General features: G+C 59.4%; 18 protein-coding genes. 7 read left to right on the top strand and 11 right to left on the bottom strand.

All coding sequences use genetic code 11. The annotated features are described in order from the left end of the window. Positions 1-48: 48 nt before the first annotated feature. From CFII64_RS12880 to CFII64_RS12870, 3 genes are all read left to right on the top strand, one after another. Positions 49-618 (top strand): cytochrome b, encoded by a 570-nt coding sequence (locus tag CFII64_RS12880; protein ID WP_020291218.1) that lies wholly within the window; start codon positions 49-51, stop codon positions 616-618. A 64-nt stretch (positions 619-682) separates the two neighbouring features. Further along, on the top strand, positions 683-1,882 hold the full coding sequence (gene chrA / locus CFII64_RS12875) for a chromate efflux transporter (protein ID WP_020291217.1): 1,200 nt from the start codon (positions 683-685) through the stop codon (positions 1,880-1,882). A 63-nt stretch (positions 1,883-1,945) separates the two neighbouring features. Continuing rightward, entirely contained in the window at positions 1,946-2,377 is a 432-nt protein-coding gene (locus CFII64_RS12870; RefSeq protein ID WP_020291216.1) for a GFA family protein, read from the top strand. A 20-nt stretch (positions 2,378-2,397) separates the two neighbouring features. Here CFII64_RS12870 and CFII64_RS12865 read toward each other — a convergent pair whose 3' ends face one another. After that, complete coding sequence (locus CFII64_RS12865) at positions 2,398-3,063, bottom strand: DUF3313 domain-containing protein (RefSeq protein ID WP_020291215.1); 666 nt, start codon at positions 3,061-3,063, stop codon at positions 2,398-2,400. Positions 3,064-3,403: 340 nt separating this feature from the next. On the opposite strand from CFII64_RS12865, the gene CFII64_RS12860 reads away from it, so the two are divergent. Continuing rightward, entirely contained in the window at positions 3,404-4,027 is a 624-nt protein-coding gene (locus CFII64_RS12860) for a TetR/AcrR family transcriptional regulator (protein WP_020291214.1), read from the top strand. Between the two features lie 48 nt (positions 4,028-4,075). Here CFII64_RS12860 and CFII64_RS12855 read toward each other — a convergent pair whose 3' ends face one another. Next, positions 4,076-4,915: a TauD/TfdA family dioxygenase gene (locus CFII64_RS12855; protein ID WP_020291213.1), complete on the bottom strand. Its 840-nt coding sequence runs from the start codon at positions 4,913-4,915 to the stop codon at positions 4,076-4,078. 207 nt (positions 4,916-5,122) lie between these two features. Between CFII64_RS12855 and CFII64_RS12850 the strand changes: the two genes are divergently transcribed. The 3 genes from CFII64_RS12850 to CFII64_RS12840 are packed head-to-tail and all read left to right on the top strand — an operon-like array spanning position 5,123 to position 9,070. Continuing rightward, the gene (locus CFII64_RS12850) at positions 5,123-6,403 is read left to right on the top strand and encodes an MFS transporter (protein ID WP_052026621.1); all 1,281 of its coding nucleotides are present in this window, start codon (positions 5,123-5,125) and stop codon (positions 6,401-6,403) included. Between the two features lie 43 nt (positions 6,404-6,446). Further along, positions 6,447-7,874 carry a bifunctional enoyl-CoA hydratase/phosphate acetyltransferase gene (locus CFII64_RS12845; RefSeq protein WP_020291211.1) on the top strand — a complete coding sequence of 476 codons (1,428 nt, stop codon included), beginning with the start codon at positions 6,447-6,449 and terminating at the stop codon, positions 7,872-7,874. Then, complete coding sequence (locus CFII64_RS12840; RefSeq protein WP_020291210.1) at positions 7,871-9,070, top strand: acetate/propionate family kinase; 1,200 nt, start codon at positions 7,871-7,873, stop codon at positions 9,068-9,070. Before CFII64_RS12845 ends, CFII64_RS12840 begins: the two co-directional genes overlap by 4 nt. A 48-nt stretch (positions 9,071-9,118) precedes the next feature. On the opposite strand, the gene CFII64_RS12835 is transcribed toward CFII64_RS12840, so the two are convergent. The 9 genes from CFII64_RS12835 to CFII64_RS12795 all read right to left on the bottom strand — a co-directional run bounded on the left by CFII64_RS12835 (position 9,119) and on the right by CFII64_RS12795 (position 24,667). Continuing rightward, the gene (locus CFII64_RS12835) at positions 9,119-10,126 is read right to left on the bottom strand and encodes an alpha/beta fold hydrolase (protein WP_020291209.1); all 1,008 of its coding nucleotides are present in this window, start codon (positions 10,124-10,126) and stop codon (positions 9,119-9,121) included. A 140-nt stretch (positions 10,127-10,266) separates the two neighbouring features. After that, complete coding sequence (gene glgP / locus CFII64_RS12830) at positions 10,267-12,780, bottom strand: alpha-glucan family phosphorylase (RefSeq protein ID WP_020291208.1); 2,514 nt, start codon at positions 12,778-12,780, stop codon at positions 10,267-10,269. A 15-nt stretch (positions 12,781-12,795) separates the two neighbouring features. Continuing rightward, positions 12,796-15,291: a phosphoketolase gene (locus tag CFII64_RS12825; RefSeq protein ID WP_020291207.1), complete on the bottom strand. Its 2,496-nt coding sequence runs from the start codon at positions 15,289-15,291 to the stop codon at positions 12,796-12,798. Positions 15,292-15,425: 134 nt separating this feature from the next. Further along, positions 15,426-16,541 carry an ABC transporter permease gene (locus CFII64_RS12820; RefSeq protein ID WP_020291206.1) on the bottom strand — a complete coding sequence of 372 codons (1,116 nt, stop codon included), beginning with the start codon at positions 16,539-16,541 and terminating at the stop codon, positions 15,426-15,428. A gap of 1 nt (position 16,542) precedes the next feature. Then, positions 16,543-19,275, bottom strand: coding sequence for a ribosome-associated ATPase/putative transporter RbbA (gene rbbA, locus CFII64_RS12815; protein ID WP_020291205.1), 2,733 nt, complete (start codon positions 19,273-19,275; stop codon positions 16,543-16,545). After that, positions 19,275-20,351, bottom strand: coding sequence for an HlyD family secretion protein (locus CFII64_RS12810; protein WP_020291204.1), 1,077 nt, complete (start codon positions 20,349-20,351; stop codon positions 19,275-19,277). The genes rbbA and CFII64_RS12810 overlap by 1 nt, the downstream gene beginning before the upstream one ends. Before the next feature lie 88 nt (positions 20,352-20,439). Further along, entirely contained in the window at positions 20,440-21,477 is a 1,038-nt protein-coding gene (locus CFII64_RS12805) for a zinc-dependent alcohol dehydrogenase family protein (RefSeq protein WP_020291203.1), read from the bottom strand. Positions 21,478-21,732: 255 nt separating this feature from the next. After that, a complete protein-coding gene (locus CFII64_RS12800) occupies positions 21,733-23,064 on the bottom strand; it encodes an OprD family porin (protein WP_020291202.1) in 1,332 nt (443 codons plus the stop codon). A gap of 52 nt (positions 23,065-23,116) precedes the next feature. Continuing rightward, positions 23,117-24,667 carry an MFS transporter gene (locus tag CFII64_RS12795; protein WP_020291201.1) on the bottom strand — a complete coding sequence of 517 codons (1,551 nt, stop codon included), beginning with the start codon at positions 24,665-24,667 and terminating at the stop codon, positions 23,117-23,119. Position 24,668 lies beyond the last annotated feature (1 nt).

Below are 24,668 nucleotides of genomic sequence, written 5' to 3'. Positions count from 1 at the left end.
GGCAGAGTCGCCCGATCCGCTATCGAACTTGCCATCACGAGGTCCCACATGAACTCAACCAACGCGCCACAACGCTATGCAACGCTCTCGATTGCGATGCACTGGCTCATGCTGTTTCTATTTGTCGGCGTCTACGTCTGCATCGAGCTCAAGGGCCTGCTGCCCCGAGGCAGTGCGGCCAGGGGGCTCTCGCTGGGCCTGCACGCCTTGTTCGGACTGGCTATCTTCGCTATGGTCTGGATCCGTCTGCTCGGGCGTATCAGGCCTGTTCCGGCCATTGCGCCGCGCCCGCCACGCTGGCAAACCGGCGTGTCACACCTGATGCATCTGGCACTGTATGGCCTGATGATCGCCACGCCGGTTTTCGCCTGGTTGATGCTGAGTGCTCAGGGTAAACCGGTGCCGTATTTCGGCTTCATGCTGCCCGCCCCGATCAGCATCGACCCGACCATGGCGCAGCAGATGAAGGAGTGGCACGAACTGCTGGGCAATGCCGGTTATTGGCTGATCGGGTTGCACGCCGCAGCCGGCCTGTTTCACCACTACTGGCTCGGCGACAACACCCTCAAGCGCATGCTGCCGGCGCGCCTCATCGAAAAAAATCCGGATCACGCGTAAGCTTCGGACCACCACGGCTCAGGTCCTGAAAACTGAGTTCTCAGGACTTTCGCCAGAACAGCCCATGGCCAATTCGCAACAGCCCATGCAAACCGCCCTGCAGATTTTTCTGATTTTCCTGCGTCTGGGGCTCACCTCCTTTGGCGGCCCCATCGCCCATCTCGGCTATTTTCGCGCCGAGTTCGTCACTCGTCGGCAATGGCTGTCCGAGCGCGGCTATGCGGATCTGGTCGCCCTTTGTCAGTTCTTGCCCGGGCCGGCGAGCAGCCAGGTGGGGATTGCACTGGGACTGTCCCGTGGCGGTTATTTAGGTGCGCTGGCGGCCTGGACCGGATTCACCTTGCCCTCGGCTCTCGCGCTGATGCTGTTTGCCATGGGTTTGTCCAGCGTCGGCGATGTTGTCTCGCCCGGCGCCTTACATGGCCTGAAGGTAGTGGCCGTGGCGGTGGTCGCCCAAGCGGTGTGGAGCATGGGCCGCTCACTGTGCCCGGATGCGCCGCGCCTCCTGTTGATGCTCCTCGCCGCTGCTGGCGCCCTGCTGCTGCCCGGCATCTGGACGCAGATCGGTGTCATCGCCCTTGCCGGGATCGCGGGCGTGCTGCTGCTCAAACCTGGCGAAGTGCACAATCATCAGCCGTTTGAGGTACGCATCAGCCGCGGTGCCGGATTGCTCTGGCTAATGCTGTTCGGTCTCCTGCTGACGGGCTTGCCGATACTGGCTGGATTGCTGCCCTGGCGCACGCTGGCGTTGGTGGATGCCTTCTACCGCGCAGGCTCACTGGTGTTCGGTGGCGGACATGTGGTCCTGCCACTCTTGCAAGCGGAAGTGGTGCCAACCGGCTGGGTCGACCATCAGGCGTTTCTGGCCGGCTACGGCGCAGCCCAGGCCATGCCGGGCCCGCTGTTCACCTTTGCTGCATTTCTCGGGGCCTCGCTGCAGGGTCAGCCGTCGGGTTTCAGCGGTGGCCTGACTTGTCTGCTGGCAATCTTTGCGCCAGCTTTTTTTCTGGTTTTTGGCGCGCTGCCGTTCTGGGGCGCGCTGCAAAGCAATCAGCGGATGCAGACAGCCCTCAGCGGCATCAATGCCGCCGTGGTGGGCCTGTTGCTGGCCGCGCTGTATCAGCCGGTATGGACCGGCGCCATCTTGGGTCTACAGGATATTGCCCTGGCGCTGTTGGCCTTGCTGGCCCTGATGTACTGGAAGCTGCCGCCGTGGCTGGTGGTGGCCGCCAGCGCATTGATCGGTTGGTTGCTGGTCTGGTGATCGGGCGTGATCACGCGTAAGCGGCTACCCTGTCCACTTTCCAACGCAATGGGAGCAACAGTCATGATCAAGAAAATCGGTCCGACTCCAATCCTGCCCAGACACCGCGCCTCTTGCCACTGCGGCGCGGTGGTTCTGGAGCTTGACCTGCCTGATGGCGTCGTCGACCCCCGACGCTGCGACTGCTCGATGTGCCGGCGCCGAGGCGCGATAGTCGCGACCGTGCCGCAGGAGGCTATCCATATCGTCCAGGGCCAAAGTCAGTTAAAGCTTTACCAGTTCAATACCCGCACCGCGAAACATTACTTCTGCGGTAATTGCGGGATTTATACCCATCATCAACGTCGCTCCAATCCGGACCAGTACGCTTATAACGTCGGCTGCCTGGAAGGCGTCAATCCTTATGACCTGGGCCAGGTTCCGATCAGTAATGGCGTCAATCATCCTGCTGATCGCCAACCCGTCGACGAAGAGGCCTGTTCAGATGATGTATAAAGCCGGCTACTTATCCAGGTTCAATAAGAACCGAAACTGTCGACCAGACTTTTAGCGCCGATGGATATACCCGCCCTGGCCGCTGACAACGAACCGAATGTGGCGCTTATATCGTAAGTTCTCGGATATTGCCGCGTCACGTAGGACTCCAGCAGGCGTGAGGTGGACGCGTTATAGATTTCCACCGCATAGCTGACCGAACCGGAAAATGTGCCCTTGCGATCCCGCGCAGCCTGCACCAGGTTGTAGGAGCCCATGCCGATGTCGAACCTGGAAAAGGTCGCCAATACGGGCGTGGTTGTCTCGGCCCCGGTCAGGGTCAGACGGATTCGGAGGGTGTCCGGCCCAGGCTTGGCGGCAAAGCGAAAGCGTTGTCCCAGCGCCTCGGAAAACTCAGTCGTCATGAAATTGGCCAACGTTCTCTTATCGTTGATGGTCATGTCTGCAAACTGACCGTCCGCCCCGGAGTAAATGACCACCGGCTCCAGCATGACGTTTTTGTATCTGCTCCAGTCCACTTTACTGGTGTACTGGAACGGAATACGTCCCGACTTATCCTCCTGGTTCAGGCGCATTTCCCGCGATGATTCAATTCCGGAATAAGGAAAAGGCTCTTGCGTCGCGCAGCCTCCGATCGCCAATACCAACAATAGAAATATGCCTGCTTTTGGCTCTGGACTGCCCATACTCTTTCCTCTCGTCTATGACACTCGGTATCGCCATCACGGCTTATATAAGGGGCGTGCGAATACGCCACCCTGTTACTGGGCTTGCATGAGAACCGACTGAATTTCAGTTGATAGTCTATTAACTCACCAGGGAAAGTTATTTCCCTGCTTACTGAACATCAACTTCCATAACATCAAACAAACAATGCCTGCGGGCTGCTGAAACAGTGGACGGACATTGCTTGATCCAGCATGAAACTGCCATCGTTCAAAACCGTACCAAGGTGTATACTTTTAGCGCTTCGAATGACGCTCGTCAACACTAAAATGTACACCATGGTCTGCTTTTGGAGAAAAAATGAAGGTCCGTACTGAAACCCGGCGTACTGCCATCGTGGAAACTGCTGCCGGTGTCTTCCTTGAGCTGGGATACGAAGGCGCGTCGATGAAAGAGGTGTCGATACGCCTGGGGGGTTCCAAAGCCACGCTTTACGGCTACTTCTCCTCCAAGGAAGCCCTGTTCATCGCCGTGGTACAAATGTATGCCACCTCACATTTGTATAACGCCGTTGCCGACCTTGCTGTTGCTGTAACGCCCGGGGTCAGCGTCAGTCTGGAGGAATCACTCCTTCAATTCGGGCGCAACATGCTGAAAATCGTCACCAACGACGCCACCGCGATCAAGGTTTACCGGATGGTTCTGGCCGAATCAGGCCGTTCCGACATTGGTGCGCTGTTCTACGAATCAGGGCCGAGCCAAAGCATCGACGCACTGGCCACGCTCATGTCCGCCTCCGTTGACAATGGCGTACTGAGAAAAGGCAATCCGCGAGTGCTCGCCAAGCAGTTTCTCTCGCTGCTGACTTCCGAAGTTGATGAGCGTTTGTTTCAACAGGATCCGAAACCCATGACCCTGGCGCAGATTGACGAGCTGGTTGCGGCAGCAGTCGACATGTTTCTCCGGGGCGCACTGCCACGTTGAAAACTTGGGGCCACCCGCACTCAGAGCTCTGCCCGCATGTGTGCAGGCTCACTCAAAAGGTTCTTCGCCTTCGAGTTTGGTGCGGTGCATCATGCGCCCGCACGCCGGGTCGTAAGCTTCGGCGCGGTGCATCGTGCCCGTGTTGTCCCAGATAACCAGATCCCCCGCGTGCCAGCGATGGCTATAGCTGAATGGTTCGGACGTCGCCCACTCGCGCAGACCCATGATGATTTGCGCACTTTGCGCAGGGCTGACGCCAATCACGTGCTGTGATGTACAGCCGAGGATCAGCGACTTGCGACCCGACCGATGCTTCCACACCAGCGGCAGTTCCTTTTCGCCAATCGCCTGCATCGCGGTCAGCCTGGCCAGGCTGGGTTCGGGATCGTAATAAAGCAGCGACGCCCAGGGTGCGTGAACCACACGCAGCGTCTCGTAACGTTCCTTGTCGGCATTGGACAACGCCTCATAGGCCGCGTAGGTATTGCAGAAACCGGTGTTCCCGCCCCAGGTCGCCGGCACCTTGCAGGACAACAGTGAAGCAAGGATGGGTGACTCGTTTCGGGTGCCGTCGATATGCCAATAGAGCGACCCCTTGAGAAACTCCGCACCCGCCGGATTTTCCTTCACGTCCAGGGTGATCTTGGTGATGCCCTGACCATCGCTGGCTTCCGGGGCAAAGGTACCCAGGGTTCGAGTGAAGGCGATTTGCTCGGCATCCGTGAACTGGATACCCGGAAACACCAGCACGCCCCGCTGCTCCAGCAGCTCGCGTATCTCACCGGCAAACTCACCGCCAAGCAGGTCTTGCTTGCCGTTGAAAATATGGGTGCCGATACAACCTTTGATGGGTGTGTGGGCAAGACGAGCTTTAGAAGCGGTTTTCATCGCTGCACTCCTTCATATGTGTACACGACAGTACACTTATGAAGTCTCCAGCACAAGCACGTCCGATTCACAGGTTCGACTGTCCTGAAGCCGCCCACTGGCTGACCCAGGCAACAGGGGGCATCGCCATCCATTGACCCTTCGCAAGATGTCGGTCACGAGAAAAGCGTAGGCTAGCGGCTTCCTTCCGTGCTCAAGGCCAATGCGATGCCCCCTGCTCTATCAGGAACTCTGCCGGTTAAAACCGAGCGTCTGCATATCGGTTTCATCGTCGCCTGGCTGTTTTGCGCCTTGTTCTACTTTGTGCAATACGCCTTGCGCTCGGCCCCCGGCGTGATGATGCCGGAACTGACCTCGGCGTTTGGCCGCGATGTGGTGGCCGTCAGCGCTTTGGTCGGGCTCTATTACTACACCTATTCGATCTTCTCGATCATTGCCGGTGCCGCGCTGGATCGGCTGGGGGCCAAGTACGTGATCCCCGCCGGCATTCTGCTGGTCGCCATTGGTGCGGCATTGTTCGGCTTGGGCGAGTTGCAGGTTGCGCAAGTCGGTCGGCTGTTGCAGGGCGCGGGTTCGGCATGCGCCTTCATCGGCGCGGTGTACCTGGCAACTCACGGTTTTCCGCCGCGCTATCTGGCGACCGCAGTCGGCTTCACCCAATGCTTCGGCATGCTCGGTGGGTTTGCCGGGCAGTTCGCCGTGGCACCGATCATTCACGGCTCCATCGAGTGGCAGCAATTCTGGTTTATCGCCGCCGGTTGTCTGTTGCTTATCGCGATTCTGGTGCTGTGCATGACGCCCAAAGGCCACGATCCTCGCCCCGCCGACAGCACAAACTCTCTGGGTTCGGTATTCACGCCGTACAAAAAAGTTCTGAGCAATCCTCAGTCCTATCTATGCGGGTTTACCGCCGGGCTACTGTTCTTGCCGACCACCATCGGCGACATGATCTGGGGCGTGCCGTTCCTGCGCGACGGTCTGGCGGTGGGCTACACCGAAGCAGTGAATCGCAGCAGCATGATCCCGCTGGGCTGGGTTATCGGTTGCCCGTTACTGGGCTATATTTCCGACCAGCTCGGTCGACGCAAACCGGTATTGATCGGTGGCGCGCTAGTGATGCTGATCGCCAGCGCGGCCATCGTCTATCTGCCTGCCGGAATTGCTCCGCCGTACCTGTTCGGCCTGCTGCTGGGCATCGGCTCGGGGGCGGCGATGATTCCTTATTCGATCATCAAGGAAGTGAACCCGGACAACGTCAAAGGCAGCGCCACCGGCGCCATCAACTTTCTGGTATTCACCTTCAGCGCCTTGCTCACGCCGGTGTTCGGCTATCTGCTGGCACGCCTGGCGGCAGGCAATCCGCTGACGTTGCCGGTGTTCCAGCAAGCGGGTGCGTGGCTGCTGGGCGGTATCGTGCTGGCCATTATCCTGGCGATATTCCTGATTGAAACCGGCCCCAAGGGCAAGTCACGCGCAGTACCCGCTTGAACGTCATCACCTCCATGCCGACGCACTTTCAGGATCAACGCCCATGACCAGCTCCATGCCCATCCCGACCAACGATCTGCAACGTATCCAGAACCGCGCCTTCGACGAGATTTTGCTCGGCGAGTCGGCCTCCTTGCAGCGCACCCTTACCGCTCAGGATATCCAGCTGTTTGCTTTGGTCTCGGGCGATGTGAACCCGTTGTATGTCGACCCGGACTTCGCCGCGACCACCCACTTCAACACGGTTTTCGCTCACGGCATGTGGGGCGGCGCGTTGATTTCCGCGTTGATTGGCACGCGACTGCCGGGGCCAGGCTCGGTGTCGCTGGGGCAAACCTTGAAGTTTCTCGCCCCGGTGCGCATCGGCGATACGCTGACTGTTTCGGTCACCGTAACCGCACGGGATGAAGCGCGGCATCTGTTGACGCTGGCTTGCAGCGGCATCAATCAGGAAGGTGTCGTGGTCCTTGAAGGCGAATCACTGGTGCATGCGGCCAGTGAGCACATCGACGTGCATCGGGTCAGCCTGCCGGGCATTGAGTTGCGGCACAGCGTCGACGGGCTCAATCGCCTGCTGGAAGCCTGCCAGACCCTGGAGCCGATTCGTGTTGCGGTGGTGCATCCGTGCGATGAAGTGAGTTTCGAGGCCGCCCTCGATGCCCGGGATGCCGGCTTGATCGAGCCGGTGTTGATCGGCCCGCGGGACAAGCTGCAGGCCTTGGCCGCCAAAGGCAATCACGATCTTGCGGGTCTCACTATCGAAGACGTACCCCACAGCCATGCCGCCGCCGTGCGGGGTGCGGAAATGGCCCGCGATGGCCTGGTCGAAGCCTTGATGAAAGGCAGCCTGCACACCGATGAATTGATGTCGGCGGTAGTGCCATCCGCCGCGCAGCTGCGCACCAAACGCCGTATCACTCACTGTTTCGTGATGCAGACGCCCTTCTATCCCCGGCCGTTCATCATTACCGATGCGGCAATCAATATCGTCCCGGCACTGGCCGACAAGGTGGACATCGTGCGCAATGCCATCGACCTGGCGCACATTCTGGGCGTCAGTAATCCCCATGTCGCCATCCTCGCCGCCGTGGAAACCGTCAACGCCAACATGCCGGCAACCCTGGATGCCGCTGCGCTGTGCAAGATGGCGGATCGCGGCCAGATCACCGGCGCGGTGCTCGACGGGCCGCTGGCGTTCGACAATGCTATCTCCCTCGCGGCAGCGCGGATCAAGGGTATCGAGTCGCCAGTGTCCGGCAAGGCGGACATTCTGGTGGTGCCGGATCTGGAAAGCGGCAACATGCTCGCCAAGCAGCTGGAGTACCTGGGCGGTGCCGCCAGCGCGGGCATCGTGCTTGGCGCCAAGGTGCCGATTGTCCTCACCAGCCGCGCAGATTCACGGGAAGCGCGCATCGCCTCGTGCGCAATTGCCGCGCTGGTCGCCCATCACTATCGGGTAACCCCGCCATGAACAACCCCGCCAGCGATGCAGTGATTCTGGTCCTCAATGCCGGCTCGTCGAGCATCAAGTTTGCCCTGTTCGATGCTGCCTCAGGTCAACCCGCCCGCACCCCGCTGTGGGGCGGCAAGGTCGAGGGCATCACTGGACCAGACCCGGTGATCAGCGAGAACGGCAGCCAGGACCAACCCTTGGCGCTGGACAAGGATCAGCCGTACCACGATGCCCTGGGGCACATTCGCCAGCGGGTCATGGCGCAGTTGGGCGGCCGCACCCTGCGAGCCATTGCCCATCGGGTGGTGCATGGCGGCATCAAATACGCCAACCCGGTATTGATCGACGCGCAAGTGCTGGCCGATCTGAAAAGCTATATTCCGCTGGCGCCACTGCATCAACCCTTTGCCCTGGAAGCCATCGAAACGCTGCTGCAAACCCGTCCGGATCTGACGCAAGTAGTGTGTTTCGATACGGCCTTCCACCAGACCTTGCCGGATGTCGAAAAAATCCTGCCGCTGCCTTGGTCGGCCTGGGAAAACGGCCTGCGCCGCTACGGATTTCACGGGCTTTCCTATTGCTACCAATCCATTGCCCTCGCCGAGCGCTATGGGGATCAGGCCCGTGGCCGGACGCTGGTTGCGCATCTGGGCAGCGGTGCCAGCCTGTGCGGCATGCGCGATCTGAAAAGCGTCGCCACCACCATGGGTTTTTCCGCGCTGGACGGCCTGATGATGGGCACCCGCAGCGGCGCCATGGACCCCGGCGCGGTGATTTTCCTCATGGAAATCTGGAAGCTCAGCCTGGAAAAGGTCAGCCACATTCTGTATCACGAGTCAGGACTGCTGGGGGTTTCCGGCATTTCCAGCGACCCGCGCGCGCTGCTCGCCGTTGAAGCCGATGAACCTCGCGCGGCCATGGCGCTGGCGCTGTACCTGCGCCGCTTCATTCACGAAGCCGGGGCCCTGGTCGCGGCATTGGGCGGTTTGGACATGCTGGTGTTTACTGCCGGCATCGGCGAACACAACGCCGCGATTCGCGCACGCATGTGCGCGGGGCTGCACTATCTGGGCGTCGAACTGGATGAAGCCGCCAACCAGGCCAACGCGCCAGTCATCTCGACGCCTGCCAGCAAGGTCAAGGTGGTGGTCGAGCCGACCCATGAAGAATGGGTCGTCGCGCGGGAGGCGTATCGGTTGACTGAGCCGCAATAACGCCTTCCCGGACAAGTCCGGTCCTACCTGCTTCGGTGTTTGCCGCAATCAGTGCTTACCATCCAGATCCGCAATCAACGCCTTGTTGAACTGCGCCGGTTCTTCCATCTGCGGCGCGTGGCCCATGCCGCGGAATTCCAGCAGTTTTGCGCCGGGGATCATCTGCGCGACCTGTTTGCCCAGCACTTTGTAATTGCCGATTTTGGCTTTTACCTCAGGCGCGGCAATGTCACTGCCAATCGCCGTGGTGTCGGCGTCACCGATCATCAACAAGGTTGGCACCTGAAGTTTGGGGAATTCATAGAACACCGGCTGGGTGAAAATCATGTCGTAGATCAGCGCCGAGTTCCACGCCACCGCTTCATGGCCCGGCCCTTTGTTCAGCCCGGCGAGCATGTCCACCCACTTGTCGAATTCAGGTTTCCAGCGCCCGGCGTAATAGGTGCTCTGTTCGTACTTGCGAATGCCGTCGGCGCTGATCTTGAGTTCACGCTCATACCATTGATCGACGCTGCGATACGGCACCCCCAGCGCTTTCCAGTCTTCCAGGCCAATTGGATTGACCAGCACCAGCTTTTCGGTCTGCTGCGGGTACATCAATGCATAACGCGTGGCGAGCATCCCGCCGGTCGAATGGCCGACCACGGCCGCCTTGTCGATGCCCAGTTTCGCCAGCAAGGCATGGGTGTTCATCGACAATTGCTGGAAGCTGTACTGGTAATGCTCCGGTTTGCTTGAAGTGCAGAAACCGATCTGGTCCGGCGCCACCACGCGATAGCCCGCCTCGCTCAGCGCCTTGATGCTGTCTTCCCAGGTCGCGCCGCAAAAATTCTTGCCGTGCATCAGCACCACGGTGTGTCCGTTGGCCTTGCCTTTGGCGGCGACGTCCATGTAGCCCATTTGCAGATTTTTACCCTGAGACTGGAATTCGAATTGACTCAGCGCGTATGGATATTTGAACCCTTCCAGCTGTTTGCCATAAGACGGCGTGTCGGCCATTGCTCCACAAGGCAAAGCGGCGGCCAGCATGAATCCGGCGATGGTTGCAGCGCGCATAAAAATTCTCCTGGCAGATAAATTCGAGCCGCGACGCCACAAGGTGTTCGAAACCCTGTGGATGTGCAAGACCACTGCACAGGTGGCGGCATGAAGTAGACACCCGGTATTGCCAGGGATTCGCCAGCCTTGCCGATTTGTTAGCGTTGCCAGGCGATCAACCCCATTTCCAGAGGCACATTCAACCCCGCCGAGGCATCTGCGATCACCCGTGCGGTGTACGCCTGCTCCGGGCGATCATCAGGGACTTCTACGCTGTAGGTGTACACACCATCGCGCCTGCCAGCAGGATCGACGCGCAAATCCCAGGCCTTGGCCGGGGCGCCATTGATACCTTCGGCATACAGCTGCACCCGCAAAAAAACCGGCGAGAGCCCTGCCAGATCCATTTGCAAGGTCACCCGGTAACGTCCGGGCTGACGCGACACCTGTTGTTCCAGGAAGCGAATCCCCGACCAACGCCGGTGCATCTGTTCACAACCATCATTGAGCTGAATGGCCAGCCGATTGTCCAGGGCAGAACGCGCCCGGTAGGCAATCGCGGCCGGCAGGTAATAACGCTCGGTGTATTCGCGCACAGCCCGATCGGCTGAATAGTGCGTTGCCAGGTTGCCCATGCTGGCCCGCATGCGCCTGATCCAGTCCCTGGGCAATCCTTGCGCATCACGCTCATAAAACGCCGGAACAACCTGCTGCTCCAGCACTTCATAGAGCTGCGTTGCATCGACAAGGTCATGGGTTTCGTCGTGCTCGGCACCGTCACCGATGCCCCAGCCCACTTCATCGGTGCAAGCCTCGGCCCACCAGCCATCCAGTTGCGAAAGATTCAGCCCGCCATTGGCGAGGATTTTCATGCCGCTGGTGCCGCTGGCCTCCCACGGACGGCGCGGCGTGTTGACCCACACGTCGACCCCCTGCACCAGATTGCGCGCCACACGCATGTCATAGTCATCAAGAAACGCCACCCGGCCCTGCACGTCTGGCCGGGCGATGAAGGCCTGCCAGGCAGCGATCAGCTGCTGACCCTGCTGATCGGCCGGATGCGCCTTGCCCGCAATCAGCAACTGCACCGGACGGCTGGAATGATTGAGAATACGCAGCAGCCGATCCGGGTCTTGCAGCAGCAGATTGGGGCGTTTGTAGCTGGCGAAGCGTCGGGCAAAACCCAGGGTCAGAACATCAGGATCGAACAGCTTGCCGATGGACTCGATCACCGCCAGCGACGCACTGTGCACCGCCGCGCTGCGGGCCAGATGCGTACGCACGAACTGGATCAGCCAGCTGCGCGCCCGGCCGCGAAAGCCCCAGAGTTGTGCGTCATCGACCTGCTTGAAAAAATCAGCGACACGGGGCTCGCTGAAGCCCCGCCAAGGCAGCAGTTCACCCTGCAGCGCTTGCCAGTATTCTTCCGATTCACGGGAAATCCAGGTTGGATGATGCACGCCGTTGGTGACATGGCCGACGGGTACCGCAGGGGTCGGCCAGCGTGGAAACAGATTCTGAAAGATCTGCCGACTGGTAGCGCCATGAAGTTGGCTGACCCCATTGATCGCACCGCAGCAACGGGCAGCCAGGTAGGCCATATTGAACGGTTCCTGTGCGTCGTCGGCGGTTTGACGTCCCAGGGCAAGGATCGCCGAAACAGGCTGGTCCAGCTCCTGCTGGATATAACGCTCCAGGTACTTGTCGATGAGTTGCGCGGGAAAGCAGTCAAAACCGGCCTTGACCGGCGTATGCGTGGTGAACAGATTACCGGCACGAGTGGCCGTCAAGGCTACGCCGAAACTCACGCGTTGCGCCAGCATGTAACTGCGCACCCGCTCCAGTACCGCGAACGCGGCATGTCCATCGTTCAAATGCAGGACGTCCGGCACGTAGCCAGCAGCCTCCAGCAAGCGCCAGCCCCCAATGCCAAGAACGATCTCCTGACGCAGGCGCATCTCCAGATCGCCGCCATACAGCTGGCTGGTGATCAGGCGCACCGGCGGTGGATTGGCCGGGTCATTGCTGTCCAGCAGCAGCAATCGATTACCGCCCACTGTCGCCCGCCAACCCCGCAGCCATACCGTCAGACCGGGCAACTCGAAGGCCAGGCGCAACAGACTGCCATCAGGACGTAACAGCGGTTCGACCGGCAGTTGCCGAGTGTCATTGACTGGATACAGCGGTTGTTGCGCTCCATCCGGGCCGATTTCCTGACGAAAATACCCGTGCTGCCAGAGCATGCCCAGCGCCACCACCGGCACCCCCAGATCACTCGCAGCCTTGAGTTGATCCCCCGCCACATTGCCCAGCCCGCCGGAATAAATCGGCAACGCCTCGCTGAGCATGTACTCCATGGAAAAGTAGGCCACGCAGCCCAGATGACTGGCCTGTTTATGATCGTCGAACCAGGAAGACCGGGCCAATACCTCTGCATGCGCACGGGCAATGTGCGCGACCCGTCCATGAAAGTGATTTTCCGCAAGCAGCACGGCAATACGCTGCGAGGACACTGCATTGAGCACCAGGCACGGATTATGGGTCAGCTCCCATAACGCGTTGTCCAGGCTGCGCCAGATGTCATCGTTCAGACTTGACCAGCGGATTGACTGGTCGAAAGCCAATTGGCGAAGCGTTTCGAAGCTCGGATCGTGCCAGGTGCTGTGCGGCATTGAAAATCCTCCGGATCAAGCATCAGTGAAGGTTTGCCCCCGGGTATGCCCTTTGGCCAGTGGCGGCGGGCTGTCGGACTCGCTGAAGTCGTCCGTCCAGCGCCAGTTGCGGATCTCCGGCAAGTCCTCGAAATGTTCGCGAATGTAGGCGTGATGCGCACGCAGCTGGCCTTCAAAATAGCTGATCGCATCCTGGCTCTGCAGGCGCAGGCGCGGTACATGGCTCAGCGCATCCAGCGCCAGTTGATAACGGCTCATGTTGTTGAGCACCACCATGTCGAATGGCGTGGTGGTGGTGCCTTGATCGGAAAAGCCACGCACGTGAAAACGCGCTTCGTTAGCCCGGCCATGGACCATGGAATGAATCACCCAGGTCGAGCCGTGGAAGGCGAACATTACCGGTGCTTCCCGGGTGAACAGTGCCTCGAAGGACACATGATCCATGCCATGCGGCCGCTGTTGCGGACTGCTCAGCGTGCCCAGATCCACCACGTTGACCAAGCGCACGCGAATGCCCGGCACATGCTTTTGCAGTAACCAGGCGGCGGCGACGGCTTCGGTGGTCGGCACGTCCCCGGCGCAGCCCAGCACCACATCCGGCTGGCCCTCATCGTTACTGGCAAACTTCCAGATCGAGGCGCCTTGGGAGCAATGTTTGAGGGCCGCCTGGAAGTCCAGCCACTGAAAGTCCGGCTGCTTGCCACACGTCACCACGTTCACGTAATTGCGACTGCGCAGGCAGTGGTCGAACACATTGACCAGGCAGTTGGAATCCGGTGGATAGTAGATCCGCACCACATCCGAACGGCGTTGCAGGACGTTATCGACAAAACCGGTGGACTGGTGACTGAAACCGTTGTGGTCGTTGCGCCAGGCGTGGCTGGTGAGCAACACGTTGAGCGATGCCAGCGGCCGGCGCCATGGAAACTCCCGGCTTTGCTGCAACCATTTGGCGTGCTGGGTGACCATGGAATCCACCACCTGGGCGAACGCTTCATAGGTCGACCACATGCCGTGGCGTCCGGTCAGCAGATAGCCTTCCAGCCAGCCTTCACATAAATGCTCGCTGAGCACTTCCATCACCCGGCCGTCAGCGGCGATATGTTCATCGATGCTCAGCAGCGGGCCTGCCGCAGTGCGGTTGGTGGCTTCGAAGACTGCGTTGAGTCGATTGGAATTGGTTTCATCAGGCCCGAACACCCGGAAGTTGTCCGGGTTGGCGCGAATCACGTCGCGCAGGTATTCCCCGAGTTTGCGCGGCGCTTCGGCAATCACCTGACCAGGCCCCGGCACTTCCAGGCCGTAGTTGGCGAAATCCGGCAAGTCCAGCGCGGTCAACACCCGTCCGCCATTGACGTGGGGCACCGCACCCATGCGCAGCGCCAGCGGTGGATTCAGCGCCTTGAGTTCCGGGACCAGGGCGCCCTCCTCGTCAAAAAGCGTCTGCGGCGAATAACTGCGCATCCAGGCTTCCAGCTGTACCAGGTGCGCAGGGTTCTGAATCACATTGGCCAGCGGCACCTGATGCGCGCGAAAGGTGCCCTCGACCGGCAGATCATCCACGACTTTCGGGCCAGTCCAGCCTTTGGGGCTGCGCAGGATAATCATCGGCCAGCGCGCCCGGGCGACGTTGCCGTACTGTCGGGCACGTTGCTGGATATCACGAATATCCCCATAGCAACTGTCCAGTGCAGCGGCAAAACGTTGATGCATGCCCGGCAAATCGTCGCCGGCAACGATGATCGGCTCGTAACCGCGCCCTTGATACAAGGCGATCAAGTCCGCGTCGTCGGTACGCGCCTCAACCGTCGGGCCGGAAATCTTGTAGCCGTTGAGATGCAGGATCGGCAACACCGCGCCGTCGCGCAGTGGATTGAGGAAGCGGATGCTTTTCCAGCTGCCTTCCAGCGGGCAGGTCTCCGCCTCGCCGTCGCCGATCACGCACGCCACCAGCAGATCCGGGTTATCGAAAGCCGCACCAAACGCGTGGACCAGCGAATAGCCCAGCTCGCCGCCTTCATGTAAAGAGTTGGGCGTATGCGGGCCGCAATGGCTGGGAATCCCGCCGGGCGTGGAGAAGCTGCGGAAGAAACGGAGCATGCCGTTGGCGTCCGGGGTGATGTCGGCATGCACGTCACTGTAAGTGCCTTCCAGCCAGGCGCACGCGTTGAGGGTCGGCCCGCCGTGACCGGGCCCGGAGATGTACACCACCTCGACATGCTGCTCGCTGATCAGCCGGTTCAAGTGCACGTAAATGAAGTTCTGCCCCGCAGAAGTACCCCAATGCCCCAGCAGACGAGGTTTGATGTGCTCGGCCGTCAACGGTTCGCGTAACAGGGCGTTGGCCTTGAGGTAGATCTGGCCGACGCACAGGTAATTGGCAGCATTCCAGTAGCGGTGCATTCGCTGCAGCAGCTCGTCGCTCAGCGGGCCGCTACTGTCGGGGCAAGCATTGAGGGTTGATGCGGGCGCTTGGTCAGCGCTGGAGAGCAGTGGATTGAAGGTATACATGACGGCTCCAGAGGATCGTTGTAAAGGCTTCGAATGCCATGGCAAAGGTGCAGCGTAGACGGCTCAGCCCGATTGGGCCGGATCGGTCCGGTAGCGGGCGACGAACAGCCGGTGGCAGCAACACCAACCGACCGCTAATTCAGTGATTTGCGCAAACGTGACAGGGCGACGAAAAAGAACACGCTGCCGATCACCAGCAGCGCGAGCAGCTGCGGCCAGATGATCGACAGCGAAGCCCCACGAAACAGAATTGCCTGGCTCAGCTCGACGAAATGTGTGGTCGGCGCCACCAACATGATGTTCTGCACCGCCACGGGCATACTCTCTCTGGGTGTCACGCCACCAGAGAGGATCTGCAGCGGGATCAACGTCAGGATGATCAGCAGCCCCAACTGCGGCATTGATCGCGCCAGCGTGCCATAGAAAATCCCGATGGACGTGGTCGCGAACAAATGCAGGGCCGCGCCACCCAGAAACAGCAAAAAAGAACCATGCAGCGGCACCTGCAGCCATTTCTCGACGACAAAAAACATCGACAGTGCCGCCGCTGCCAACACCACCAGCGCCATGGACCAGACCTTGGCGATCATGATCTCCAGCGGTGTAATGGGCATCACCAGCAAGTGCTCGATGGTCCCGTGCTCACGCTCACGAATCAGCGCGGCGCCGGTGAGAATGATCGACAGCATGGTGATTTGGTTGATCACCTCGTTAATGGCGCCGAACCAGGTGGAAACCAGGTTCGGGTTGAATTCCATATGCACCACGGCGGTGACCTCCTCCACCGTGGTGCTGCGATAGTGTTTGAGAAACTCCGCGACTTCTGTGCCGATGATCTGCTGTATGTAACCGGCTCCAGTGAACGCCTGGCTGATCTGGGTCGCATCCACGTTGACCTGTAGGGTTGGCTGGCGGCCGGCGAGCAAGTCTTGCTGAAAGCGCGCCGGAATATTCAGGGTGAAGGTGTAGATCCCGGCGTCCATGCCCCGATCAATCTGGGTGAAATCGATCGGCACCGGCTTGAGAAAGTACGGCATCTGAAACGCATTGATGATCCGGTTCGAAGCCTGGGACTGATCCTCGTCGATCACGCCCATGGTGGCGCGATGGGGTGACTCGGGAACCTTGGTCGCCGCCGCATAGATACCCAGGGTGAACGAAAAAACGATGAGCAGCAGCAACGCTGGATCGTGATACAGACTGCGCAGTTCCTTGATGCCCAGTTGCAGGATATTGGAGAGATTGGACATTTCAGACCTCCTGCTTCTTGAGGCCGGCGGCGCTGAGCAATGTCAGCACCGGAATGGCAATCAGCAGAGGAATGAAATAGGCATACAGGTCCGCCAGCCCCAACCCCTTGGAAAACACGCCGCGACTGATGGTCAGGAAGTGGCTGGTCGGATAGATATTGCCCACCAGCGCACCTACGCCCTCAAGGGACGAAACCGGGTCCAGTAGTCCGGAAAACTGGATTGCAGGCAACAGCGTAATGATCGCCGTGCCGAAAATCGCCGCGATCTGACTGGAGAGGATCGAGGACATCAGCAGGCCCATGCCGGTGGAGCAAATGATGTACAGCAAGGCGCCGATGATCAGGGTGGCAAGACTGCCCTTCACGGCAATGTCGAAGACCAGCAGCGCCATCACCAACAGGATGAAGAAATTGATCATCCCCAGCGCGATGTAGGTCAGCTGCTTGCCCAGCAGGAATTCCAGGCGCGTTACCGGTGTGACGTACAGGTTGGTAATCGAACCCAGTTCCTTTTCTCGCACGACGCCCAGCGCAATGAGCATGGCCGGAATCAGCATCAGCAACAGCGGAATTACCGCTGGCACCATCGCCGGCAGGCTTTGCACATCCGGGTTGTAGCGATAACGCAAGGCGATATCAACGGGGCTGGTTTGTGCAGTGCCGGTGGTTTCCAGCAACCGTTGCTGCAGATAGCTCGCATGAATGCCAGCCACGTAACCCTTGATGGTTTCTGCACGGGTTGGCATGGCGCCGTCCACCCAGAAGCCCACCTGCGGATGGCTGCCGCGTTTCAAGTCACGACCGAAACCGGGAGGAATTTCCACCGCCAGGCTGATATCTCCACTGCGCAGCCGTTGATCCAGCTCATCGTAGTCCTGCAGCGCCTGCTTCTCGATGAAGTAGCGCGAGCCCGAGAGATTGAGCATGTACTCCTGACTCGCGCCAGTCTGGTCTCGGTCGAGTACGGCATAGCGCAGGTTCTCGACATCCAGATTGATGCCGTAGCCCATGATCAGCATCAACAGACCGGTACCGAACAGTGCGAGGGTCGCGCGAAACGGATCGCGGCGCAGTTCCATGGCTTCGCGGCGGCTGTAGCTGAACAGGCGCTGCCAGCTGAATCCCGAACGCGGCAGGTATTTTTCGGTGACGCCTGGTTGCGTCGAAGTGTCCGGCATATCGGAGGCCGCCCGTGTATCCGCGACATCTTCCAGGTAGGCAATGAATGTCGCTTCCAGCGTCGGCAGGCCGCGCTTGCTCATCAACGCCTGAGGGGTGCCGCTGTCCAGGACGCGGCCGGCATGCATCATTGATATCCGGTCGCAACGCAGCGCTTCATTCATGAAATGCGTGGAGATGAAGATCGTCACGCCTTCCTCCCGGGACAACTGAATCAGCAATTCCCAGAAGTTGTCCCGAGCGACCGGGTCCACGCCGGAAGTGGGCTCATCGAGGATCAACACCTCCGGTTTATGAATCACCGCGACGGCCAGCGACAACCGCTGCCGCACGCCCAATGGCACATCATTGGGCAGGCTGTCGGTGACTGACATCAGGTCAAAACGCTCAAGCATTTCCTTGATGCGCGGCCCTTGCAGCTCTTTGGGTAGATGGAACAATCGGGCGTGCAGCACCAGGTTCTGTAAGACAGTCAATTCGCCATACAGAGAAAACCCCTGGGACATGTAGCCGACCCGGCGGCGGGTCTCGATGTCCTTGGGGTTTACTTCCTGACCAAACAGCAGCGCTTTGCCTTCACTGGCAGGCTGCAAACCGGTGAGCATTTTCATGGTCGTGGATTTGCCACAGCCATTGGAGCCGAGAAAGCCGAAAATCTCGCCGCGCTCAATGCGGAAATCCACGTGGTCGACGGCGACGAAATCCCCAAAACGACAGGTCAGGCCATGGGCTTCAATGGCCACTGCTGCAGCGTCTTCGGTTTTACGTGGCGGGATCACCAGTGTCTGGTGGCCGCGACGTTTTTCTTCCGGGAGCAAGGCAACGAACGCCTGCTCCAGGTTCTCACTGTGCGTACGCTGCAACAGTTCGGCGGGCGCTCCGGTGTCCAGGACCTTGCCCGCGTCCATTGCGATCAACCAGTCAAAGCGTTGGGCTTCGTCCATGTACGCGGTTGAAACCAGCACACTCATGCCCGGCCGGTTGTTGCGTATCCGTGCAATCAACTCCCAGAACTGATTGCGCGCCAAGGGATCGACACCGGTGGTGGGCTCATCGAGTATGAGCAAGTCGGGGTCGTGAATCAGCGCACAACACAGGCCGAGCTTCTGCTTCATGCCTCCGGACAGCTTACCCGCCGGGCGATCGGTAAACCCGTCCAGGCCCGTACTGCGTACCAGATCGTCGATACGGCGGTTGCGTTCTGCTGCGTCCTGGCCAAACAACCGCCCGAAAAAATCCAGGTTCTCGAACACGGTGAGGGTCGGGTACAGATTCTTGCCCAAGCCCTGCGGCATATAGGCGATGCGCGGGCAAACCTGCCGCCGATGCGCCGCGCTGGACATATCGCCGCCCAGCACCTGCAAGCTGCCCTGCTGCAGCTTTCGCGCGCCGGAAACCAGCGCCAGCAGGCTCGATTTCCCAACCCCGTCAGGGCCTATGACCCCCACCATGCAATCAGCGGGAATCTGTAGCGCAACGTTATCCAGAGCGGCCTGCTTGCCATAGCGCAAACCGATTCCGGCAAGCTCCACGACGTTGAGCTCAGGCGCCATCATTGCGGCACGTTGATCTGAAGACTGGCAGGCCATTGTGCATCGGCATCAAGTTTGAGCCAGGCCACACCTGGCAAGCCGGTCTTGACCTGGTTGAGGTGTTTCTCCAGAAGCTTGCGATCGATCCTCGCCTTGACCCGGAACATCAGTTTTTCCCGCTCGCTGCTGGTTTCCACGGTCTTGGGCGTGAACTGCGCGACGCTGGCGACATAACTGACTTGCGCCGGGATCACATACTGTGGCGCAGCATCCAGAATAACCCGCACATCCGAACCCAGAGCGACGCGCCCTGCCTGGCCGGTGGGCAAGAAAAACGTCAGGTAGACATCATTGAGGTCCACCAGATTCAGCACTTTACCTCCGGCCGCCAACACTTCGCCAGGCTGGGCAACACGATACTGCACACGCGCCATGCGGTCGGTCTTGAGCTGGCTGTCGGTGATGTCAGCCTGCAAACGATCAACGCCGGCCTGAAGTGCTTCAACCGTCGACTGAGCCTCGATCACCTGCGATTTGGCGGCAATGATCGCTGCCTTCGCCGACCAGACCTGCGCCCGAGCCGATGCGACTGCCGCCTGTTTGCTCTGCTGTACGGCCAGGTCATCGTCCAGTTGCTGGCGGGCCACGGCGTTGTACTTGATCAGCTGATCGGTGCGGCCATAACGCTTCTGCGCTGCAGTCAACTCGGCGATACGCTGATTGACCTCGGCTTCGGCAGCATTCTTTTCGTTTTCACGCTGTTCAACCACCGCCTCAGCGGTCAGCACCGCGTTGTCGGCCTGCCGAACCTGAGCCTGAGCCTGTTTAAGCTGCGCATCCAGCACCTGCACATCCATGGTGGCAATGACCTGTCCGGGCTGAACGAAGCCGCCTTCATCCACCTCGATAGTCAATATGCGCCCGGCCAGCTTGGTGGCGACATCGATTTCAGTGGCCTCGATGCGCCCGTTACCACTGGCGAAACCCTCCCCCAACCCGCTGGGCCGCAACGCCACCCACATCCAGACTCCCAAACCGACAATGATGACGCAGCCCAGCGCGTACTTGATCCACTGCTTCTTCAATTCCACGTGCATCCACTTTTCCTTAGTGCTCGATGAACAACGGACGTCCGTAGACCGGTTACCGGTTAGTCGCTATGGCCAAGGCGGGCTGAACGCCGGTTTATGAAGACAACAACACCTTCATGGCCTTCTCTTTGGCAGCGTTGCCAAAGACCTCGTATGCCTGAAGGATGTCTTCAAGCTTGAAGCGGTGCGTGATGAGCTTGCCTGGCTCGATCTTCCCGGCCTGGACGGTCTTCATCAGCATCGGCGTGGTGTTGGTATTGACCAGCCCCGTAGAGATATTGATGTTCTGGATCCAGAGTTTTTCCAGATGCAACTCGACACTCTTGCCATGCACGCCCACGTTGGCGATATGTCCACCGGGAGCAATGATTTGCTGACAGGTATCAAACGATGCGGGGATGCCCACGGCTTCAATGGCGACGTCGGCGCCAATGCCATCGGTCAGTTCGAAGATCCGGGCGGCCACATCGTCCTCGACGGGATTGAGCATATGGGTCGCGCCGAACTGCATGGCCACCGCCAGACGGTTGGCATCGACATCGACCATGATCACCTTGCCGGGCGAGTAAAACTGCGCCGTCAGCAGCGCCGCCATGCCGATCGGACCGGCACCGACAATGACCACCGCATCGCCGGGTTTGACCTTGCCCGACAGCACGCCGATTTCAAAACCGGTGGGCAGGATATCGCTCAACATCACCAGCGCCTGTTCGTCGGCACCTGCCGGAATCGGGTACAGGCTGTTGTCCGCGTGGGGGATGCGCACCTGTTCAGCCTGGGTGCCATCGATCAAGTGACCGAGAATCCAGCCGCCATCGGCGCAATGGGAATACAGCTGACGCTTGCAGTTGGGGCAGCTGCCGCAGGAGGTGACGCAGGAGATCAGCACGTGATCGCCTTTTTTGAAATTGCGTACGGCGGAACCGACTTCCTCGATCACGCCTACGCCTTCATGCCCGAGGGTTCGCCCCTGCGTCACAGCGGGAACGTCGCCCTTGAGGATATGCAAGTCAGTGCCACAAATCGTGGTGTGCAGGATACGCACCACCGCGTCAGTGGGCTTTTCAATGACGGGATCGGTCTTATCGACCCAGGATTTTTCTCCTGGCCCCTGGTAGACGAGAGCTTTCACGGATATCACTCCTTCCATCAAGACGGACATTAGGGATATCGCTCACTCGTGACGGCTCAGACACTGAGACCACGGAATCCTGAGCAAACCTGAGCGCCGATGCAGCGCAACGCGGCGATCAATGCACCCTGAGGTATAGCAGCAGCTGTCCGGCCCGGACATGATCTGGGTCAGTGATTGCGTCAATGATTGCCAGATCGTGGCTAGCGAGCGTCTTGCCCTCAAGACGCTCACCCAGCCGTCAGGCACTGCGGATCAGAGGATATCCAGCGGATAGGACACGATCACACGGTGTTCATCGCTGTCACGTTGGGTAGTGACTTGCGTGCGCAACGAGGCGTGGCGCAATTGAACATTGAGCTTTTTCAGAGGACCGGATTGCACCACATAGCTGACGGTCAGGTTGCGTTCCCACTCCTTTGTATCGCCTGTTGGCGTACGAATGTTCGAACCACTTTCGTACATACCCAAAAAGCTCAGGCCAGGAATGCCTACCTGCGCAAAGTCGTAGCCATAACGGACCTGCCAGGTGCTTTCACCGGCACGCTGGAATTTGCCGATCATCGACTCGGTCATGAAATAAGCGGTGGATCCATCACCCTGGTTCAGCCAGACCGCATCGCTGTCGCCGCTGACCTGCTGGAAGCCGGCACCAATGGTGTGACCGCTGACCATATAGGTGAAAAAGGCGCTCGACAACCGGCTGTCAACCTTGCCCTTGGTTACGCCATTGCCGTAATAACCCAAGGTGTAGAACGCTGGATCATTGCCGTTGGCCCCGTCTGATTTGTTATCGAAGTAACGTAGATCAGAACGCAACGTACCGGGTCCTACTGGCAGGTCATATTTCAGACCCAGAAAACTCTGCTTATAGAAGTCTTCCAGGTTGCCGTAGTAATACTGCAGCAACAAGTCTTTGGTCGGCTTGTAGTCCACGCCGCCGTAGTAAAACTTGTTAACAAACTCACCGGTAACTGCGTTGTTGGCGCCGGGAATCGACATGCCCATCTGGTTACTTGATCCACGACCTTTTACATGTTCCAACTGACCCAGAGTAAACGTGAAGTTGTCGATATCCTTGGATTGAACCTGCCCCCCATTGAAGGTCTGTTGCAACATACGATCGGTGGACATTACCACTGGCAGCATCGGGACCAGCGTACCGTAACGAAACTCTGTTTTGGAGATCAGGGCTTTGGCCGTCAGCCCGACGCTGCCGAACTCATCCACGGCGCGGCCGTCGCTGTCCGTGGGGAAAACATTGCCGTTGAATGCGGTGCTCGTCGGGTTGTAATGGCGACCTTTACCGGAATCCAGGCGAATACCCAACATACCGAGCGCGTCCACACCAAAACCTACAGCCCCTTGGGTATAACCGGAGCGGAAATCGAAAATAAACCCCTGCCCCCACTCTTGCGTGTAGTTTGGATCTGCCGCGCCACTGCGATTGTCTGCATTACTGAAGAAGTTTCTGGCCAGAATACTGGCCTTGCTGTCTTCCACGAAACCGGCACTGAATGCCTGCTGGGCCATGACCATGCCGCAAATACCAGCGACCACACGCGGGGAACGATTGAGGAGCTCCATCGGAATATCCTTTACTGTCAGTTAGAGTTGTAAGCAGTGCGGAAGTGGGCAGTTAAGTCTTATTATTTTGGGGAGCAACAAGCGTCGGGAGAGTGACCAGTCTTACCGGAGGCAAGCGATATAAAACCAACAGGGCAATAACGCCGAGGCCGGCGCACATCAACAGGCCTACGCCTACTGAATTGGCCAACGCGCCACGGGCCAACTCCAGCAACGCATGAGTTTCGGCGGAATCGACAACCGTCGATGTCAGCAAAATCTGTGGATCAATGTAACGAGCAATCGCACGTTCATGCCCTTGTGCCAAAAACGCCTGACTCAGCTGGGAGACGTACAACAGATTGACCAGAACCCCCATGGCCGCAGTGCCCAGCAACCCGCCGACCAGCCGCAGCGATTGGGTCAGCGCCGTGGCAATACCTAGAAACTGCCGTTCGGCCAGGGTCTGGGTGAATACCGTCAGGTTGAGCAGGATGAAACCCAACCCCACACCCGCCAGCAAAATCAGCAGCAACAAGGCGTGAAACGACGCGCCACGACCTGCGACGGCCAGACCGGCACAAGCCAGCAGCAGCGCCAGAAAACCTGCCAGTGGCAACCAGTTCGGGTTGCGCAGCCGGGTCACGATACGGCTGTTGACGATCGCGCCCAGGGTGATGCTCAGCGCCAGAGGGGTAATCAACAAACCGGCGTCTTGAGGCGAATACCCATAACTGCCCTGCAACAGCAGTGGCAGGTAAAACAACAGCGTGAACATGATCGCCCCGGCCAGCATCGACAGCACAAACAGGATGCGCAGGCTGGACATGGCAAACATCGCCGGCGGCAAAAGCGCCGAGGCGCAACGACGTTCCCAGTGCCATAACGCCAATACCGCTGTGACGCAAATCAAGCCCAGCGTCGCGCTGAGCACTGTGCTCGAATGGCCCATCCACTCAGCGCCCAATTGCAGGCTGCCCAACGCCACGGCGATCAACAGCGCGCCTGGCCAATCGAGGCGGATGCCGGTCACCTGCACCGGCCGATAATGCGGCAAGTAGCGCCAGGCGAAAAATAGCGCCAGGCAACCCAACGGCAGATTCAGGTAGAACACCGAACGCCAGCCATACGCGCCGGTGAGGTAACCGCCCAGACCAGGACCGATGGCATTGACCACGCTGAACAACGCACTGAGCATCATCTGCCAGCGCAGCCGTTGCCGGGTATCCGGAAACAACTCGGGAATGCAGGCGAACGCGGTGCCGATCAGCATTCCGCCACCAACCCCTTGCAATGCCCGGCCGACGACCAGTACCCACATGTCATTGGCCAGGGCACACACCAGTGACGCCAGTGTGAAAACGATGGTCGCGGCCAGCACAAACGGTTTGCGACCGTAGTAATCACCCAGCCGACCGAATACCGGAATGGTCACGATTGAAGTCAACAGATAACCCGTGGCGACCCAGGCGTAGAGCTCAAACCCTTGCAGTTCGGCCACGATGCTTGGCAAGGCATTGCCAATCACCGTCTGGTCAAGGGCCGACAACATCAGCACCAGCGAGATGCCGAGCATTGCCAGCAACGCCTGCCTGAAGCTCAACGCGCTCGCCTGAGTCGTCATG

Origin of the sequence: Pseudomonas sp. CFII64, from assembly GCF_000416235.1 — a bacterium.
Taxonomy (GTDB): Bacteria; Pseudomonadota; Gammaproteobacteria; order Pseudomonadales; family Pseudomonadaceae; genus Aquipseudomonas.
The sequence above is the reverse complement of the archived record's forward strand: the minus strand, read 5'-3'. Positions and strand labels throughout refer to the sequence as shown.

Coding starts and splice junctions, on each gene's coding strand:
- CFII64_RS12880 (WP_020291218.1), top strand. CDS start 49: ATGAACTCAACCAACGCGCCACAACGCTATGCAACGCTCTCGATTGCG.
- chrA (WP_020291217.1), top strand. CDS start 683: ATGGCCAATTCGCAACAGCCCATGCAAACCGCCCTGCAGATTTTTCTG.
- CFII64_RS12870 (WP_020291216.1), top strand. CDS start 1,946: ATGATCAAGAAAATCGGTCCGACTCCAATCCTGCCCAGACACCGCGCC.
- CFII64_RS12865 (WP_020291215.1), bottom strand. CDS start 3,063: ATGGGCAGTCCAGAGCCAAAAGCAGGCATATTTCTATTGTTGGTATTG.
- CFII64_RS12860 (WP_020291214.1), top strand. CDS start 3,404: ATGAAGGTCCGTACTGAAACCCGGCGTACTGCCATCGTGGAAACTGCT.
- CFII64_RS12855 (WP_020291213.1), bottom strand. CDS start 4,915: ATGAAAACCGCTTCTAAAGCTCGTCTTGCCCACACACCCATCAAAGGT.
- CFII64_RS12850 (WP_052026621.1), top strand. CDS start 5,123: ATGCCCCCTGCTCTATCAGGAACTCTGCCGGTTAAAACCGAGCGTCTG.
- CFII64_RS12845 (WP_020291211.1), top strand. CDS start 6,447: ATGACCAGCTCCATGCCCATCCCGACCAACGATCTGCAACGTATCCAG.
- CFII64_RS12840 (WP_020291210.1), top strand. CDS start 7,871: ATGAACAACCCCGCCAGCGATGCAGTGATTCTGGTCCTCAATGCCGGC.
- CFII64_RS12835 (WP_020291209.1), bottom strand. CDS start 10,126: ATGCGCGCTGCAACCATCGCCGGATTCATGCTGGCCGCCGCTTTGCCT.
- glgP (WP_020291208.1), bottom strand. CDS start 12,780: ATGCCGCACAGCACCTGGCACGATCCGAGCTTCGAAACGCTTCGCCAA.
- CFII64_RS12825 (WP_020291207.1), bottom strand. CDS start 15,291: ATGTATACCTTCAATCCACTGCTCTCCAGCGCTGACCAAGCGCCCGCA.
- CFII64_RS12820 (WP_020291206.1), bottom strand. CDS start 16,541: ATGTCCAATCTCTCCAATATCCTGCAACTGGGCATCAAGGAACTGCGC.
- rbbA (WP_020291205.1), bottom strand. CDS start 19,275: ATGGCGCCTGAGCTCAACGTCGTGGAGCTTGCCGGAATCGGTTTGCGC.
- CFII64_RS12810 (WP_020291204.1), bottom strand. CDS start 20,351: ATGCACGTGGAATTGAAGAAGCAGTGGATCAAGTACGCGCTGGGCTGC.
- CFII64_RS12800 (WP_020291202.1), bottom strand. CDS start 23,064: ATGGAGCTCCTCAATCGTTCCCCGCGTGTGGTCGCTGGTATTTGCGGC.
- CFII64_RS12795 (WP_020291201.1), bottom strand. CDS start 24,667: ATGACGACTCAGGCGAGCGCGTTGAGCTTCAGGCAGGCGTTGCTGGCA.